Source organism: Vibrio sp. D173a (assembly GCF_030248475.1).
In genome coordinates this window covers 1-15,676 of record NZ_JAHGAH010000236.1, presented here as the reverse complement: position 1 = coordinate 15,676, position 15,676 = coordinate 1, and the positions used below count along the sequence as shown (strand labels likewise).

Sequence of the window (15,676 nt, the reverse complement as noted above, 5' to 3'; positions counted from 1 at the left end):
GTCGCTTATCTCAAAGGTTACTACAAGGATTTTCAAGCAAATACCATTCGAACACGCCGGGTACTTTCCTACTTTTTTCTCGGTAAAGAGTTGATAGGAAGAGAAGCTTACTCATTTAGCGTGAAGGATCTGGCCTTAGCCGTAGGAGGCCTCAAAGCGATAAGTGCGGCAGAGTTCCGGTGAAAAGATGTGGGGATCCCTCAGGGCCTAACCTTGTCACTGGCTCCAAATGGCAGACAGCTTGTTCTTGCGGGCAGGAAGCCAATAGAGCACTTAGATGCCGCGAGTTTGTCAACTTGGTTCCATGTGCTCAATGAGCAAGCTCAGCTCTGGCAGGCTCGATTTGCAATGCTAGACCAAGACATCAACCCACTACTCAGCACACAACCCCCTCACGTATCGACGCTTCGAGTCTAAGGAGTTCAGCCATGGTAAATTCAACCAATAAAATCAGCCAAAGCCCGGTCCCTAGTTTAGACCAATTTCGCTCTGTGGCGGCGCAAAAAGATGACCGAGTGATCAGTAAGCGTGGCAAGGTAAAAGAGCCGTCGACCTTCCATAAAGGGCAAAAGTTTACGGCAGTGAGTGAACATTTGCTGCGTTCAAAATACCCAAAGTACTTTCAAGAAAATATTAAGACTCATCTTGATTTAAAACAGGCAATGCTGAAAGAAGAAAAGCCTCAGACAGCATTGTTAGCTTTCTCCCTTGTCAGCCCTTCAGGGTACCGAGGTGAACCGCTAACGGAACGAAAGATCCTTGAAGTAGTGAACTTGTTAGAAGAGGTTAAGATTGACGGTAGCGCTTATGAAAACCTCAAAGGTACGTTTGATTCAATCAGTCACGATCCGCGCTTACAGGTGAGCCTCGAAAAACAACATCCAGGGAAAATGGATGGTTTTGGTGCAGAACTGCTTGAGATGGCAAAAGAGAAGCTCAAAGGCACTGGTGTGAATGCGGCGATTAACCTTGCCTTGCCGGGCGTTGGATTGCTGGTGGCGACAGGTCGCGAGTTGCACAAAGCAGCGGTAAATGGCGATGCGGAGGCTTACCATCATCAATTGGTTCTAATTGCGCAACTGCCCGGTCGTGATCAGAGACTTGCTTTGCCGATGCAACAAACCTTAGCTCATGGGCACGCCACCTTGTCGACTGAAGGCGCTGTTACAGCAACATTAGGGATGGCGACAGGCAGTCTTGGTGCTTTTGGAGTTAACTCTGTGGGAACGGCGGGTGTGCTCCCTCTTGCAAAAGAAGCAATAGGCAGTGCTGCGGCATCTGGCTTAATCAGTGGATCTGGTTTTGTGGCAGGTCAAGCGGGCTCATATGGTTTCAATAACGAAGCTCAAGAGGTGCTTCGCCAAGATCCTATGTCTGGTGTACTGCCGCGCATTGAAGTGTCTAACAGCAAAGGAGACTTTACCTTTAGTATGCAAGATGCCGCGTCAGTTCGTGCTTTGATGGCGTATTTAGGCCCAAAAGAGGACAAGTCGATGACGTCTCCTCAGGCGCCGAAAGAAGCACAGGAAATGGAAACAGCGCGTTTGACTCTTAAGAAGATGCTGGGCTCAGATGCCAGTGAACACTTGGTGCCTGATGTGGACTCCATGCTTAAATTAAGTGCTGAACATGCGCCGAGCAAAATGGAATCAGAGGCGAATGGGGCATTTAAAAAACTGCTGAGTGAAGATTGGAGCTGGTTAATGCCAGCTGTCAGAGCGATTGACCAAGGCAAGGCACAGGACATCAATAAGACCTTGACCTACAAACTACCTCTTGATGCAGCGAACGGACGCGTGTACTTAGATAAAAGCCCGAACCTGAGTGAAGGGCAACTGTCAGCGTTAGAGAGGCTAGGCTCACCAAGCCAGTTAAGATTGATGTACTTAGCAGAAGGTTGGATTTAATCCGTTGAGTTTAAAAGAAAGCTCGCGGTGAAATCCTAATTAAGAAGAAAAGCAAAAGGGAGCATTTTCTCTAATGCTCCCATTAAAGCTAAGTTGGTATGCGTAAACCAATTCTTAGAGGTTTATTAAAGTACCAACCTTTAGTTTTTCATATTCTCAAGCATATAGTTGAGTACGTCATCGTTGTCGTTAATGAGGTTCTCGATTACATCAAGGTGGTCTCTTTTTCGAGCGAGGTAAATGCAACACTCTTGCTTAGCATCAAGCACGTTGGCGTGGTATTCCTTTGTTTGTCGGAAGAACTCAGGCGTGTCCAGCTCTGGAACAATCAAGTGCAACGGCGCCAGTTTCTCTTCTGAAGGAAAATCATTAAGCAGTGGACTCACCTTCTCCGATGATTCATTGGTCATCTGAATGTTATCGTTCACGAAGCTGTTCACAAGTGGTCGAATATCAAAAAGGCCAGCGATTGAAAAAACATCTTTGAGTTTCTGTTTGCCTTCTGCTTCTACTCCAAATTGTTCCCAATCTGTTTTATGGAGCATGGATACAAGTTGGCCGCCAGCCGAGTGGCCTACGAGGTAGACTGCGGGAGAATTATTTTCGACTGCGAGTGATAAGATTTCTTTAACGGCAAGCTGCATCTGTTTAAGGATGGACTCCATTGGCGCACCGTTTGTCCAGTCTTGAGCCATTCGGTAACTTGGCATGTAAACCGTAAAGCCATTTTGATTGAAAGGCTTCGCGATAAACCCAAATTGTTCTTTTGAAAACCATTGCCACCACCCGCCATGAATGTAGATAACCATAGGCGCATCTTTGGCAATCCCCTTTGGCTTATAGATATCTATTTTTCCAGAAAACTCGCCTTCTCCATATGCCATTTCGGTAAGCCCTGTTTCCAGGTTTGTTCGATAACGCTCACTTTGTTGGCTGGTAAATTCTATGTGTTTCGGTAACAAATCATCCGTGGGTAATCTATTGGTCCATAACGTCGGATTGTATTGTTCATCTGCTATCTCTCGTGAGAAGTATTGTGCAATTGAGCTTATTCTTGTTTTGTTCACTATTTCGTCCTCTTTGGTTGCTTTAGGACATTATTAATGATTTTATTGGAGTGAAAAAGATGGGCAATTTGGTACGGACTGTTTAATTTATATAAACTATGAACAAGTATATGCGTCATATGATCATCTTCACGAGAGTTGTGGAGACGGGATCTATTACTGCGGCTGCACGCGAATTAGGGGTGGGTAAATCCGTTGTTAGTCAACATTTGAGAGCTTTGGAGGAGGCGTTAGGTGTTTTGTTACTCAAACGTTCTACTCGCCAACAATTACTTACGCCTATGGGAATAGAGTTTTTTGAGCGGTGTAAAAAGATTAGCGAGCTTGTTGATGAGGCATGGGATATGGCAAGGATCAGCCAAGTTGAGCCAAAAGGAATGGTTAAGATTAGTTCACCTCACGCGTTGATCGAGCCAGTGATATCACCGGCAGTGGGGCATTTAGTCAGTATCTACTCTGAATTGGTTCCTACGATTCTAGCCAATGACGGCAGCGTGGACTTATTTGAAACGGCCGCTGATCTTGCGATTCATGTCGGTGAGCTACCATCAAGTGAGTACAGACAAAGAAGGATAGGTAGTTTGAAGAAAGTGCTTTGTGCAAGTCCTTCATATATTCTGAATCATGATCTCAGCATCGCGAAACTTATCAAGGATCCGTCTCAGTTGCTCGCCTGCGATTATGTAGCGAATATCTGGGAGGGGAAATCTATTCGATATACTTTAGAACACTCGTCCAGTGGTGAGCGAATAGAAGTGTCGCTGGAAGCGAATCGCTTTAATGATTCGGTCCATTCGGTGATTTCTATGGTCAAAGCGGGAGCTGGTATAGCATTAATTCCTGAATTTATGTTCGAAAGTCTCAGACGCAAAGGAGAATTAGAGAACATTTTCCCTGGGTATGCGCTTCCCAAGATTCCTATTTATGCCGTGCATAATTACGCCAAAACGCCTCCGCTTAATGTAAAAATGTGTACCGATTTCATTGAACGACAGCTTCGAAATCTTAACTCTTCAGGAGGTGCCTAATCGTTCCCTGAATCACTTAGGTCTTTCGGTTCCATTCTACTTTGTTAGCACACGGTTCTTTTTTGTACTGTGTGCTCTATGAGTATGACGCACATGATTGTGAGCGAGTTATACTCGCTATTCCTCAGACTGCTCAAGAGACGCAACCCAACGCAGGATCTCAGCGGTGGCTTCAATAAGATCGCCTGGAATGTACTGGTTTAACTGACCATCGGCATAAAGAGCACGTGCGAGTGGTACTTTTTGCATCACAGGGATGCCTTCTTCGTGGGCTATCGCGATCATACGTTTTGCCATCGCATCGGTTTCTTTGAGGGTTATCACAGGCAGCGGTGTTTCGCCCTTTTTGTAGTACAAACCAATCGCGATGTGGGTTGGGTTCGTGACCAACACATTCGAACGTTTAACGTTATCTCTTTGGTTCGAAGCTTGCAGCTCTTGGTGCAACTGACGACGCTTACTCTTGATTTCCGGGCTGCCTTCCATCTCTTTATATTCGCGTTTGACCTCGTCTTTAGTCATCTTCAGCTGCTTGGTGTGGTCGAATTTTTGATATGCGTAATCGGCAGCTGCAATCACAATAAAGCCGACGGAAGAGATGATCATGAGTTGTTTCACCAATACGCCGGTGATGGTCGGTACATACTCTAATCCGCATGTCGGGATTTGCAGTAGCGTGTTTAAGTTGCCCCGCAGAGTGACCCAAATAATGCAGGAAAGGAGCGACACTTTAAGAATCGATTTAATAAACTCAATGATGCTCTTTAGCGAGAAAATTCGTTTTGCCCCTTCGACAGGGTTGATCTTTTTGATATCTGGTTTGACGGATTCACCACTAAACAGCAAGCCGAATTGCCCCATGTTCGACATGATGGCGATCAATGCCGCCACGATCAGGATCGGTGCCAGCAAGTAAACCATTTCTTTGGCGATGGCGATGGCTACGTCAAGCAACGCATCCTGAAACCCTTGATAAGCCAACTCACTCGGCAATAAAAGTAGGGCAGAGATGTGCGACATATAGTAGTCAGCAAAAGCAAATAGGACGGCAATTAGGGCTAGGATTAAGGCCGATGAGACGACTTCCTGACTTTTAGCGACTTGCCCTTTTTGCCGGGCATCCCGAAGTTTTTTCGGGGTGGGGAGTTCTGTTTTTTCTCCGCTCATTGCTCTTCCTGTCTGTTATTACCAAATGGTATCGAGCTGTTCTCTGAACAGTACGATGTCAGAGAAAAGGGCTTGAAAGTGGTCCATCATCAATGCCAAATAAACAATCAATAGCACGCTGGCAATGGCACTTTTGATCGGCATGGCTAAAGAGAAAACGTTCAGCTGTGGGGCGAATCGGCTAATCAGCGCGAGTCCAAACTCGGCAAGGAACATGGCTAAAACCAAAGGCGCAGACATCAAAACGCCAAGCCACATAAGTTGCTCGAACTGAGCGTAGAAAAAGCGCACCCATTCCTCAGTGACGGTTGGGAAAAAACTAATCACAGGCCACGACGAATAGCTGTTAAACAGCGCATAAATAAAAGCGACAAAGCCACCACCGGAAAAAAACAAGGTGATCAGGGTTTGAGTCAATAGCACAGCCGTTGGCGTTGACTGAGAGCCGAGAGTGGGGTTAAACATACTTGCCATCGCAGCACCACGTTGGTTATCTACTAGAAACCCTGCCGCCTCAATAGCCCAAAAAGGGATTGCTGCAACAAAGCCAATCAGCATACCCAATAGTACCTCTTTGCCTAAGATGACCATCAACCAAATCCCGTCCGTTTCTGCGGGCAGGTCTTGTTGGTTGATCATTGGGAAGATAAACAGCGCAAGCGAACACAAAACACCATTTCTTACCAAGGTGCCACCCAGCGTTTGTTTGTTTAAGATCGGCAAAAATATAAAGCAAGCCATTAACCTAGGGAGCGTCAAGCTGTATAGGAACAGGGCTTGGTGCAAATCATCGTAACTCATCGTATTTGCGGGATTTTATCCAAGGTCAAGGTAGCAAATGAATGCAGTTCGGCACCCAGCCATTGTGTGGTAACAAATAGGGTTATGATGACGGCGATCAGTTTGACGACAAAGCCTAACGTCTGTTCTTGTACTTGTGTTAGCGCTTGGACGAGAGAGACCAAGGTACCGACCAGTGCCGCAACCAAAATCGGCGGCAGCGACAAGAACAGAACAAGCGTTAGAGCCTGAGTGGTAAAGTGGATGATTTCAGCCGGATTCATGCTTCTCTCCTCATTATCCGTAACTGAGCACTAGGCCATGGGTCAACTTGGTCCAACCGTCTAGCAACACAAAGAGCAGCAGTTTGAATGGCAGTGAGATGGTCATTGGCGAGACCATCATCATGCCCATGGCCAGCAAGATGTTGGATACGATCAGATCGATAGCGATGAATGGCAGGTACAACAGGAAGCCAATCTCAAACGCTCTCGTTAGCTCACTCACGGTAAAGGCGGGGAGCAACAACAATAAGCTGTCTGACTCCAAACGGTCGACGTACTTTTGTGGCCACAAGGTTCTTGCTGCATCGGTAAAAAAGACCGATTCAGTTTCACGGATGTGCTTTTTCAAGAACTCACGGTACGGCTGCAATCCGCTCTCGATTAAACCTTCGATGCTCTCCGAATCTTCAAGTGAGATTTCGTGCTGGGTCACGTAGTCATAGGTTTCAAACCCCACTGGCGCCATGATGAAGATCGACAGAATGATCGCCAATCCGTACAAGGCCATATTGGGTGGAATCTGCTGTACACCTAATGCGTTTCTTAGCAGAGAGAAAACCACGGCCAGTTTAACAAAGGAGGTCGCCATCATTGCAATGAAAGGAATCAAAGCAAGAAGGGCGAGTGTAACGATGAGGTTCAGTTCATCAGGTAACTGGATCATGCTGGCTCCTGACTGCCGCCAAACAGTTCGAGAACGCGGACACCCAAGCGTTCATTAATGTTCACTAGTTCGCATTCACCAATGATTTTGCCGTTTGCTCGCATGGTGACTGGGTTAGAAATTGGCTGGTTAAGCTCAAAGGTGAAACCCGGTTGCAGCGCGTTAAGCTGTTCTAAAGTAATGGTTTGCTGACCAACATCGAAAGTCAGTTCAATTGGCAATTGCTGGTGGTCGGTCAGTGCTTCAGAGCTGTTGATATCGTTCATATTGGTTTCTTTTTCTTGGATATGGAGTGTCGTATTGTCGAGTTGGCATCGCCAAAGGTTGTGATTGGAGACCTGAAGCAGCACTTGGTGTTGCGCGATGTAGCAATCGTCGAAAAACACCACATCGCCCAGTTCAAGTTGTTCAAATTGACTGAGCGCCAAACGTGTTTTGCCAAAGCTCAACCAGAAGGGCAGTGCGATGTTTTGGCTCAGGTAAGAGGGCGCTTGTGGCAGAGTGTCAATCAACACATCCCGACCTTCATGGACCCACAGGCTAAGAGAAACATCATCACGATTGATGGTGAGCATCAACACGTTTTCTTCTGATGCGGGTTGCTCATGAACTTGCAGCTTGCTCAATACCGGAAGTTGTCCAAATAAGCGCTTAATCATGTCGGTGTAGGGCTCAATTTGGCTACTGAGCAACGCCAATTGCAAAGAGTTTGGCAGTGATTCAAATGCCGTCGAGTCAAGAATGCCATGCAACCATTGTTGTAATTGCGCACCGCTGAAATCGATTTGAATGGTTTGTCCACCGATGAGTAGCGTTAAACGATAACCAGAAAACTCCGGCTTTTGGCCAAGCGTGACCGATAAGCTATTGCTCTGACTATCTTGAAAGTGACACTGTTTTGCGCACAGTTGATTACTGAGCGCGATGCTTGAAGGCTCGACCTTTGGGAAATCTAATATCATCATTCGTCCTCAGGCTTCCATTCATCGTAAATGCTGCGTTGTTGTCGCGAGCGTTGTTGGTCTTGTTGTTGATTCATCTGTTCGCTGACTGCGATCCGAATCGGTTGGTCGATGCCTAAACGTTGCAGACGCTCGGTCAACTCTTGCTTAGCCGTTTGGTTGATCAGCGAAAGAGCGTGCTCTTGCTTAATCAGCACGCTATAGCCAGAACTGTCTTGCTTGATGGAGATCTCGCCACCTTTTAATTGGCCTTCATTCAGAAGCAGGCGAACTTCTTTCTCGTTTGCTGAAGGAAGAGACACGTAGATCTTGTCGACTAACTTATTAATCAATTCGTTTACGTCTTGAGCTCTGTTCTGGGGCGCGTGTGTCTCTACGTTTTTCAGGATGATGTCGCCTTGCGCTGTTGATTGGCTTAGGTTAGCCATCGGGTGAAGCTTAGCGTCCGACTCTGAACTCGGATGACGCGGTTCGATGTGCTTCACTGCTTTAACCTTCTCTTCAAGCGCGGACAATGCGGCTTTCGAGTCGACAATTTTCGAGTCCACAATAGCAGCAGCGTCTTTTGCCGCAGGGTCGAGTTTATGAGCTGCGGCATCTAACTTATGCAGTTGGCCTTGCAGCACACTCTGCACGGTTGATGGCTCAGTTTTGTTCCGGAGATTAGTTTTGTTACGCAGATTGGCTTGGTCAGTCTGAATCGGTAATACCTGATCCTTTAGAGCGTTAGGCAAGCTGGTCATCGGTATTTTAGGATCACGAGACGACCCATTATCTAATGGTACCGAGCTGACTTGCTTATTGTTCGAGTCTTTTTCTGCCGCAGAGTTAGAGCCCAACGGCTGTGATTTATCCGTTTCTTTACTTCCTACCGACTGCTCGATTAGAGAGTGTGGCTTTACAGGTTTAGCGGTATCTGAATGTGGCTCTTTCGCAGGGCGCTCTGAAGTCTCGCTATGGCTCTCTTCGTTTTTATCTTTGTTGTCCAATACCTGCAGGGTCTCTCTTTCTGAGAGATCGTGACTTGGCTTTTCTGGGTGCTCTTGGCCACCTTCGATCTGCTCTTTTCCCGCCTCAGGAATAGCACTGCTGACCTTGCCTTTGTGCTTCATGCCATCGAGCTTGTCTGCATTCAATACAGCAGCGAATAAGCGAGAGGTCTCTGACTCATGTTCGCTTTCTGCTTGCGTTGGCTTAAGCGCATTATTAAAGCGAGATTCAAGCTCTTCTGAGACTTGGTTGACCGGCCTCTGTTGAACCTGTTGCGGACGTTCAGTTGTGTTTGGATGATCGTTTTTGACTCGCATCTTTACCTTCTATGAAACAACAACGCTGCGGAACTCTTCTTGTTCGAGCTCTTCTTGATACTGCACTTGGCGTGCGTGCTCAGCGATTTCTTGTTCGTTTAATTGAATGAATTTTTCTTTGGTTTTATGGGCGGCCAGAGCTTCTTGCTTTCTTTCCTTGAGTCGCTGGTTCTCTTGTTCTAATGCCTTTTTTTCTTCTGCGGCTCGTTGTTTTAAATCGGCCTCTCTTTCCCTTAACAGCGCGATTTCTTGCCGCAATATTTCAAGTTCTTTTAGAACGACGGTTTTCTGTTTGGCTTTTGCAAAGCGCCGTTCTTCTTCCTCTTCGCGCCATTGACGATAATCAACGACAGACTGTTCCGCCTTTCGGAGTGAGGCTCGTGCGTTATTGACTCGATACTCTTGTTGCTGAACCGCGCGATCGGCACGGTCGGCACGAATTTTTTTTATCTCTAGCAATTGCTCGATCATAAGCCTGCAAGCCCACGCAGCTGTGTGACGGTCTCTTCGAGTTCACTTGGCTCGTGCGTGCCTTGGCGCAAGAACGCTCGGATATCATCTCCCTGTGCGATGGCCATATCCGCGCGACTGTCGGCACCGTGTTGGTACTCACCAATTTTTATCAGCAGTTCGACTTCTTCATATTTGGCCAGCATTTCACGCATGTGAGCAGCGGACGCTTGATGAGTTTTATCGACGATTTGATTCATCACACGACTGGCTGAACGAAGCACATCAATGGCTGGATAGTGGTTCATCGCTGCCAGTTTGCGAGAAAGAATGATGTGACCATCGAGTATCGAACGGGTCTCATCGGCCACTGGCTCAGTCATATCGTCACCTTCCACAAGTACGGTATACAGCGAGGTGATGGAGCCTTTGTCTGATTGACCTGCACGCTCCATCAGTTTTGGTAGTGCGGCAAAAACTGAAGGCGGATAGCCTCGTCGTGTTGGTGGCTCGCCAGCTGCCAAGCCGATTTCACGCTGAGCTCGGGCAAAACGCGTCACCGAATCCACCAGTAGCAGGACACGCTTACCTTGGTCGCGGAAGTACTCCGCGATGGAAGTCGCGACAAACGCCGCTTTGGCTCGTTCCATTGCAGGCCGGTCTGAGGTTGCGACAACCAATACTGACCTTGCCATGCCTTCTTCACCAAGGTCGTGCTCGATAAATTCTCTTACTTCACGGCCCCTTTCACCGATGAGGGCAAGCACGGTTACATCGACATCGGCAGAGCGAATGAGCTTGGCGAGCAGGGTACTTTTACCTCCGCCAGCCGCAGCAAAAATGCCCATCCTTTGTCCTTCACCACAGGTGAGCAATCCGTCGATGGAACGCACGCCCATCGAAATCGGCTTTTCAATCAGTTTTCTCTGCATTGGTGGCGGCGCATCACGATAAACCGGATACCAAGCGCTCGGTTCAGTGCTTTGAGAACCATCGAATGGGCGGCCCAGGCCATCGAGAATTTTCCCTAACAGATGATCGCCAACGCCGACTTCGTGCATTTTTCCGAGCGGGCTCACTTCGGTATTGGAGGAAATACCAAACATGTTGCCAAGTGGGGTAAGCAACGCATGGTGTTGCTGAAAACCCACCACTTCCGCAAGCAGCGACAAGGTTTGATCGGGATTTCGTAGCTCACAAAGCTCGCCGACACGAACACCAGGCACAACTGCTTTGATGATGGTGCCAGTCACTTGAGTCACGCGACCGCGGATTTGGATCAAACGCGTTTGCTTGATGGCCGATTGTTGAGTTTCGGTGATGTATGAGAAGTCGTTCAATTTAAGAAAACATGCGCAATAACTGATGCTGGGAGAATAGAAAGGATGGCGCCGTATTTATAGTGACTATTGGTCGGGAGTTTTTAGAAAACTTAAAACGCCCTAAAAAAACACGTCTGATTTTGACAGCCGATTAAAAATGCAATTCCTATAATTCGCTCATATTGTAGGAAGGAGTGCAAATCAATGAGCACTATCAATATCCAAATTTTAACGGGCAACAAATTTGACGCGCCAATTCGAAGTAACCTTGAGTCTTCCCGCACGGGAGCCTCGGTCAATGGTAATTATCGAGGTGAAACTGTCCGCGTACACAATGCAACTCAGTCATTGTTTGATGCGATGGAAGAGCTGACGGCGTTAGGTTCAGAAAAAGCAGAAAAAGATCTCACGAAACGCAAAGTGAAAGATGGCAGCATCCGCGTGAATGAAGCGCATGAGCTGGTTTCTGATTACCTAAGAAAAGTGCCCGATCTTGAGAAAAACCAAAAGATCAAAGACCTCGCTACCAAAATGGCAAGCGGCAACTTATCAACGATTGCTCAGTTACAGGCGTACCTCAACGGATTCTCTGAAGAGAAGAGCCATCAGTACCTCGCGCTGCAAGCCGTGAAAAAGTTCCTCGGCGCCAACCCTGAAAGTAAGAACTTATTGGCGCTGATAGACCAAGCCATTCTGACCTTTGAGCAGAATCCGGACTCTTGGGCTCAGATTGATACTGAAATTCGTGTTTCAAGCTTCGCGGATGAATACAGCCAAGAGCAAGGCTTTAGCAGTTTGCACCAATTGCGTGGTTTCTATCGCGACACGGTACATAGCTACCAAGGTTTAGGCTCAGCATACAAGGATGTGGTTGAGCGTTTTGGTGCAAAAGAGGTCTCCACGGCGGTCGATTTTATGCTGCAGGGCATGAGCGCAGATTTGAGTGTTCAAGGTAGCAATATTGACTCCGTTAAGCTTCAGCTTCTGATGTCCGATATGCAAAAACTTAAGACGTTGAATACGCTTCAAGACCAAGTTAGTAACCTCTACCAGATGTTCAAACCTCAGCAGGCAAACTATGGCTTATCAAGTTACTGATTTGATGTCAGACGTCATCGCTTTGGTTGAGCAGCGTTGGGTGGGAAGTGCCGAGATATGGAACCTAGTGAACGCCATGGAGTTGGCGTCCACGGAGCGAAAAATCAGCTTTTTTAGGGAACTGCACAAACTGATTCGCCATATTCCAATTGATGTATTTAACGATGAAGAACAGCGACAAAACCTAATACAAGCTGTGCAAAAAGCGCTTGATGAAGCGATTGATTTAGAAGAAGAGGAAATGTGGGACGATGAACTGGATTGATGCGTCAGTGGATGATTTTTGCCGAGGAATGGGGCTTGAAGCGGTGGACTTCTCGTCCGCAGGACGCGTTCAACTGAGCTTTGAACAAAGCGGCACTCTGCATATCGAGAAGCATCAGGACTGCCTGTTTCTTATGCTGGCGAAACCGCTGCCTTGGCACCAGTCGAATGAGCCGATTAAAAAGGCGTTGAGTTTTTGCCATGCAGGTCAAGGTTGGCCATTCCTTATTAAGACCGGGTTACTGGATGAACAGACACTGGTCTTCTCTGCACAAATTGAAGGGGATGAAGTGACCTTGCCAACCATCGAGCAAGCGTTCGCTCTACTGGTTCGTTTACATAAAGATGTGGCGGATTCATGAGTCGTATTAGTACGTTAAACGTTGGTATTGAAGGCTTTACTCACGTTTCGCTTGAGCAAGTTGAAAACGACTTCCCACAGCGTTTTCAGCTGTTGCCTGATGGTCAAGCCATCGCGACGCACCTAGAGAAGCTGTACGAGCTTCGTCCCTCTGAGCAGTACTTGATGTCACTGGCCAAGCCAAAGTTGACGCATTCGGAGCTACTTCGCCCAGACAAATACCGTCAACAGTTTGATACCACTCAGCAGCGGCTTCAGGAATTGGCGCAGAAAAATGGTTCGCATGCGCTCAATCAGGCACTGGAAACACTGCAAAGTACCCAATTAGATCAACGTTATCTCACCATGGCGTTGAATCTACTGATTCAGGTTTAAGCCCCATGTTGCAAACGAAAGACGTGGAGCTGTTGCTTATCCACGCTGCACTCCAAGTTCAATATCAAAAGCCGGAACAAGCGATTACCTTGCTTGATGCACTGTTGGAAGTCGAACCTCAGCATCAAGAAGCTCGCCAAACATTAGCAGTGGCATGCCTGAATTCAGGTCGATACACACGTTCAATCGAGTTGTGCGAAAGCTTATTGAAAACCGAACATTCAAATAAAGCGGGTTTGTGGTTTTGCCTGAGCCAAGCTCGCTGGAAACAACAGGATGTTGAAGGTGCCCGCCACGCACATCGACGTTATCTACAATCTCTAAATAGTGAATCAAATGAATAAGTTGATCGATATTCTAAACAAAGCCGGACAGCGTAAAGACATCATGCTTGCCGTGATGCTACTTGCGATCGTCTTTATGATGATCTTGCCTCTACCTACGGCACTAGTGGATGTTTTGATCGGTACCAACATGAGTATTGCGGTCGTCTTATTGATGTTGGCGATCTACATCACCACACCGCTAGAATTTTCTGCATTCCCAGCCGTGCTTTTGATCACTACTTTGTTTCGCTTGTCGCTTTCTATTACGACAACGCGACTAATCCTGCTGCAAGGCGATGCAGGTCAGATCGTATACACCTTTGGTAACTTCGTGGTCGGCGGTAACTTGGTGGTCGGTATTGTTGTTTTCCTGATCATCACCATTGTTCAATTTATGGTGATCACCAAAGGTTCTGAAAGGGTTGCGGAAGTCAGTGCTCGATTCTCTCTTGATGCGATGCCGGGTAAGCAGATGAGTATCGACGGCGATATGCGCGCTGGGGTTATTGATGTTCATGAGGCGCGTCATCGCCGTTCATTGATCGAAAAAGAAAGTCAAATGTATGGCTCGATGGACGGTGCGATGAAGTTCGTGAAAGGGGACTCAATCGCGGGCCTGATTATCATCGTGGTAAACATTCTCGGTGGTGTCACCATCGGTGTGACTCAAAAGGGCATGTCTGCCTCTGAGGCTCTTGAGTTGTTCGCAATCCTGACCGTCGGTGATGGTCTGGTGTCGCAGATCCCGGCACTGTTTATCGCTATCACGGCCGGCATCATCGTTACCCGTGTTTCAAACGAGGACTCTTCTGACTTAGGCTCAGATATTGGTGGTCAGGTGACTGCTCAGCCAAGAGCTTTGTTGGTTGGTGGCGTTCTGCTTATCTTGTTTGCTCTTATTCCGGGCTTCCCGAAGGTTACCTTCCTGATTCTTGCCGCGATTGTTGGCGGTGGTGGCTTCTTCTTGTTCTACCAACAGAAAAAACAAAGTGAATCCGACAGTTCTGACTTGCCTAGCTTCGTCGCCCAAGGTGCTGGTTCGCCAGCGGCTAAGCCTAATAAACCGACGCCATCTCGCAACAGCAAAGGCAAGCTGGGTGAGCAAGAAGAGTTTGCGATGACAGTACCGCTGCTCATCGACTTGGATTCTCGTTTACAAGAGAGTTTAGAAGCCGTGGCTCTGAACGATGAGCTTGCACGAGTCAGACGCGCGCTTTACCTCGATCTCGGTGTGCCGTTCCCCGGTATTCACTTACGCTTCAACGAAGGAATGAGTAACGGCGAGTACTTGATTCAATTGCAAGAAGTGCCAGTAGCTCGCGGACGAATTGAAAGCGAAAAACTGTTGGTGACCGAAGGTAATGAACAGATTGATTTACTGGGCGTACCTTACGAAAAAGACGACGACTTTCTGCCGGGCATTACGAGCATTTGGGTCGATCAAAGTCATCACGAAAAACTGCAAAACAGTCACGTGGGCTTTTTAACCCCCGATCGCATTCTGACTTATCACCTGTCTCACGTTTTGAAAGAGTACGCGCAAGACTTTATCGGTATTCAAGAGACCCGCTATCTGCTTGAGCAAATGGAAAGCAGCTATTCCGAGCTAGTAAAAGAAGCGCAGCGTATTGTGCCTTTGCAAAAGATGACGGAAATCCTGCAGCGTTTGGTTTCTGAAGACATTTCTATTCGTAATTTACGTATGATCTTAGAAGCCATGGTTGAGTGGGGTCAGAAAGAGAAAGACGTAGTACAGCTGACGGAATATATCCGTTCAAGCTTGAAACGCTATATCTGTTACAAGTACGCCAGCGGCCAAAACATGCTGCCAGCCTATCTGTTGGATCAGAGTTTGGAAGATACGATCCGTAACGGCATTCGTCAGACTTCTGCGGGCAGTTACTTGGCGCTTGACCCTTCTGTCACTCAGCAATTCGTCAGCGACGTTAAGCAAACTATCGGTGATTTAAGCCGCATGCCAAATAAGCCTGTGCTGGTGGTGTCGATGGACGTGCGCCGTTACGTACGCAAACTGATTGAATCTGAATACTACGAGTTGCCGGTGTTGTCGTTCCAAGAGCTGACGCAACAAATCAATATTCAACCGCTTGGCAGGGTAGGTATGTGATGGAATGCCTTCTCACTGAGTCTCTAGTGGCGTCAGGCATCGAAGTGACGCCCTACTTTTGGCAGAAAAGTACCATCTTACTTGGTCATCGTTATGAATGTGATGGGATGGAGCTGGTCTTCCGTGTTGAAGAGGGCGAAATCATCATCGTATTACTGCGAAGAATCAGGGCTTTGTTGCGTAATT

General features: G+C 47.4%; 18 protein-coding genes and 2 pseudogenes. 11 read left to right on the top strand and 9 right to left on the bottom strand.

Going from position 1 to position 15,676, the window contains the following annotated elements; translation table 11 throughout:
- The 3 genes and pseudogenes from KIV40_RS21385 to KIV40_RS21375 form a co-directional block, all read left to right on the top strand.
- Positions 1–183, top strand: a pseudogene (locus KIV40_RS21385) (transposase); the annotation flags it as partial.
- Between the two features lie 6 nt (positions 184–189).
- Positions 190–417 carry a CesT family type III secretion system chaperone gene (locus KIV40_RS21380; RefSeq protein WP_285351194.1) on the top strand — a complete coding sequence of 76 codons (228 nt, stop codon included), beginning with the start codon at positions 190–192 and terminating at the stop codon, positions 415–417.
- An 11-nt stretch (positions 418–428) separates the two neighbouring features.
- Complete coding sequence (locus tag KIV40_RS21375; protein ID WP_285351193.1) at positions 429–1,907, top strand: CesT family type III secretion system chaperone; 1,479 nt, start codon at positions 429–431, stop codon at positions 1,905–1,907.
- A 140-nt stretch (positions 1,908–2,047) separates the two neighbouring features.
- On the opposite strand, the gene KIV40_RS21370 is transcribed toward KIV40_RS21375, so the two are convergent.
- Positions 2,048–2,974: an alpha/beta hydrolase gene (locus KIV40_RS21370; protein ID WP_050906469.1), complete on the bottom strand. Its 927-nt coding sequence runs from the start codon at positions 2,972–2,974 to the stop codon at positions 2,048–2,050.
- 110 nt (positions 2,975–3,084) lie between these two features.
- On the opposite strand from KIV40_RS21370, the gene KIV40_RS21365 reads away from it, so the two are divergent.
- Positions 3,085–4,002, top strand: a complete 918-nt coding sequence (locus tag KIV40_RS21365; RefSeq protein WP_285351191.1) for a LysR family transcriptional regulator — start codon at positions 3,085–3,087, stop codon at positions 4,000–4,002.
- A gap of 117 nt (positions 4,003–4,119) precedes the next feature.
- Here KIV40_RS21365 and sctU read toward each other — a convergent pair whose 3' ends face one another.
- Genes sctU through vscN form a run of 8 tightly spaced genes read right to left on the bottom strand, consistent with a single transcriptional unit; the run spans position 4,120 to position 10,956 of the window.
- Positions 4,120–5,169: a type III secretion system export apparatus subunit SctU gene (gene sctU, locus KIV40_RS21360; protein ID WP_285351190.1), complete on the bottom strand. Its 1,050-nt coding sequence runs from the start codon at positions 5,167–5,169 to the stop codon at positions 4,120–4,122.
- An 18-nt stretch (positions 5,170–5,187) separates the two neighbouring features.
- A complete protein-coding gene (sctT, locus tag KIV40_RS21355; RefSeq protein WP_285351188.1) occupies positions 5,188–5,970 on the bottom strand; it encodes a type III secretion system export apparatus subunit SctT in 783 nt (260 codons plus the stop codon).
- The gene (gene vscS, locus KIV40_RS21350) at positions 5,967–6,233 is read right to left on the bottom strand and encodes a SctS family type III secretion system export apparatus subunit VscS (RefSeq protein ID WP_005426136.1); all 267 of its coding nucleotides are present in this window, start codon (positions 6,231–6,233) and stop codon (positions 5,967–5,969) included. The genes sctT and vscS overlap by 4 nt, the downstream gene beginning before the upstream one ends.
- A 13-nt stretch (positions 6,234–6,246) precedes the next feature.
- A complete protein-coding gene (vscR, locus tag KIV40_RS21345; protein ID WP_005426130.1) occupies positions 6,247–6,897 on the bottom strand; it encodes a SctR family type III secretion system export apparatus subunit VscR in 651 nt (216 codons plus the stop codon).
- Positions 6,894–7,859 carry a type III secretion system cytoplasmic ring protein SctQ gene (gene sctQ / locus KIV40_RS21340; protein ID WP_005426297.1) on the bottom strand — a complete coding sequence of 322 codons (966 nt, stop codon included), beginning with the start codon at positions 7,857–7,859 and terminating at the stop codon, positions 6,894–6,896. Before sctQ ends, vscR begins: the two co-directional genes overlap by 4 nt.
- Positions 7,859–9,166, bottom strand: coding sequence for a type III secretion system needle length determinant (locus tag KIV40_RS21335; RefSeq protein WP_285351187.1), 1,308 nt, complete (start codon positions 9,164–9,166; stop codon positions 7,859–7,861). The genes sctQ and KIV40_RS21335 overlap by 1 nt, the downstream gene beginning before the upstream one ends.
- Positions 9,167–9,175: 9 nt before the next feature.
- Positions 9,176–9,637, bottom strand: coding sequence for a YscO family type III secretion system apparatus protein (locus tag KIV40_RS21330; RefSeq protein WP_012127545.1), 462 nt, complete (start codon positions 9,635–9,637; stop codon positions 9,176–9,178).
- Positions 9,634–10,956 (bottom strand): SctN family type III secretion system ATPase VscN, encoded by a 1,323-nt coding sequence (gene vscN / locus KIV40_RS21325; RefSeq protein WP_285351185.1) that lies wholly within the window; start codon positions 10,954–10,956, stop codon positions 9,634–9,636. The genes KIV40_RS21330 and vscN overlap by 4 nt, the downstream gene beginning before the upstream one ends.
- A 186-nt stretch (positions 10,957–11,142) precedes the next feature.
- On the opposite strand from vscN, the gene sctW reads away from it, so the two are divergent.
- From sctW to KIV40_RS21290, 7 genes and pseudogenes are all read left to right on the top strand, one after another.
- A complete protein-coding gene (gene sctW, locus KIV40_RS21320; protein ID WP_285351184.1) occupies positions 11,143–12,036 on the top strand; it encodes a type III secretion system gatekeeper subunit SctW in 894 nt (297 codons plus the stop codon).
- Entirely contained in the window at positions 12,017–12,301 is a 285-nt protein-coding gene (locus KIV40_RS21315) for a TyeA family type III secretion system gatekeeper subunit (RefSeq protein ID WP_005426113.1), read from the top strand. The genes sctW and KIV40_RS21315 overlap by 20 nt, the downstream gene beginning before the upstream one ends.
- The gene (gene sycN / locus KIV40_RS21310) at positions 12,288–12,662 is read left to right on the top strand and encodes a type III secretion chaperone SycN (RefSeq protein WP_005426085.1); all 375 of its coding nucleotides are present in this window, start codon (positions 12,288–12,290) and stop codon (positions 12,660–12,662) included. Before KIV40_RS21315 ends, sycN begins: the two co-directional genes overlap by 14 nt.
- Positions 12,659–13,036 carry a type III secretion system protein VscX gene (gene vscX, locus KIV40_RS21305; RefSeq protein WP_005426245.1) on the top strand — a complete coding sequence of 126 codons (378 nt, stop codon included), beginning with the start codon at positions 12,659–12,661 and terminating at the stop codon, positions 13,034–13,036. Before sycN ends, vscX begins: the two co-directional genes overlap by 4 nt.
- A 5-nt stretch (positions 13,037–13,041) precedes the next feature.
- Positions 13,042–13,380: a type III secretion system chaperone VscY gene (vscY, locus tag KIV40_RS21300; protein WP_285351182.1), complete on the top strand. Its 339-nt coding sequence runs from the start codon at positions 13,042–13,044 to the stop codon at positions 13,378–13,380.
- A complete protein-coding gene (gene vcrD / locus KIV40_RS21295) occupies positions 13,364–15,490 on the top strand; it encodes a SctV family type III secretion system export apparatus subunit VcrD (RefSeq protein ID WP_285351181.1) in 2,127 nt (708 codons plus the stop codon). Before vscY ends, vcrD begins: the two co-directional genes overlap by 17 nt.
- Positions 15,490–15,676 (top strand): annotated as a pseudogene (locus KIV40_RS21290) (type III secretion system regulator LcrR); the annotation flags it as partial. The gene vcrD and the pseudogene KIV40_RS21290, both read left to right, overlap by 1 nt.

Coding starts and splice junctions, on each gene's coding strand:
- sycN (WP_005426085.1), top strand. CDS start 12,288: ATGAACTGGATTGATGCGTCAGTGGATGATTTTTGCCGAGGAATGGGG.
- vscR (WP_005426130.1), bottom strand. CDS start 6,897: ATGATCCAGTTACCTGATGAACTGAACCTCATCGTTACACTCGCCCTT.
- sctU (WP_285351190.1), bottom strand. CDS start 5,169: ATGAGCGGAGAAAAAACAGAACTCCCCACCCCGAAAAAACTTCGGGAT.
- vscY (WP_285351182.1), top strand. CDS start 13,042: ATGTTGCAAACGAAAGACGTGGAGCTGTTGCTTATCCACGCTGCACTC.
- KIV40_RS21330 (WP_012127545.1), bottom strand. CDS start 9,637: ATGATCGAGCAATTGCTAGAGATAAAAAAAATTCGTGCCGACCGTGCC.
- sctT (WP_285351188.1), bottom strand. CDS start 5,970: ATGAGTTACGATGATTTGCACCAAGCCCTGTTCCTATACAGCTTGACG.
- sctW (WP_285351184.1), top strand. CDS start 11,143: ATGAGCACTATCAATATCCAAATTTTAACGGGCAACAAATTTGACGCG.
- KIV40_RS21365 (WP_285351191.1), top strand. CDS start 3,085: ATGCGTCATATGATCATCTTCACGAGAGTTGTGGAGACGGGATCTATT.
- sctQ (WP_005426297.1), bottom strand. CDS start 7,859: ATGATATTAGATTTCCCAAAGGTCGAGCCTTCAAGCATCGCGCTCAGT.
- vscS (WP_005426136.1), bottom strand. CDS start 6,233: ATGAATCCGGCTGAAATCATCCACTTTACCACTCAGGCTCTAACGCTT.
- KIV40_RS21335 (WP_285351187.1), bottom strand. CDS start 9,166: ATGCGAGTCAAAAACGATCATCCAAACACAACTGAACGTCCGCAACAG.
- KIV40_RS21315 (WP_005426113.1), top strand. CDS start 12,017: ATGGCTTATCAAGTTACTGATTTGATGTCAGACGTCATCGCTTTGGTT.
- KIV40_RS21375 (WP_285351193.1), top strand. CDS start 429: ATGGTAAATTCAACCAATAAAATCAGCCAAAGCCCGGTCCCTAGTTTA.
- vscX (WP_005426245.1), top strand. CDS start 12,659: ATGAGTCGTATTAGTACGTTAAACGTTGGTATTGAAGGCTTTACTCAC.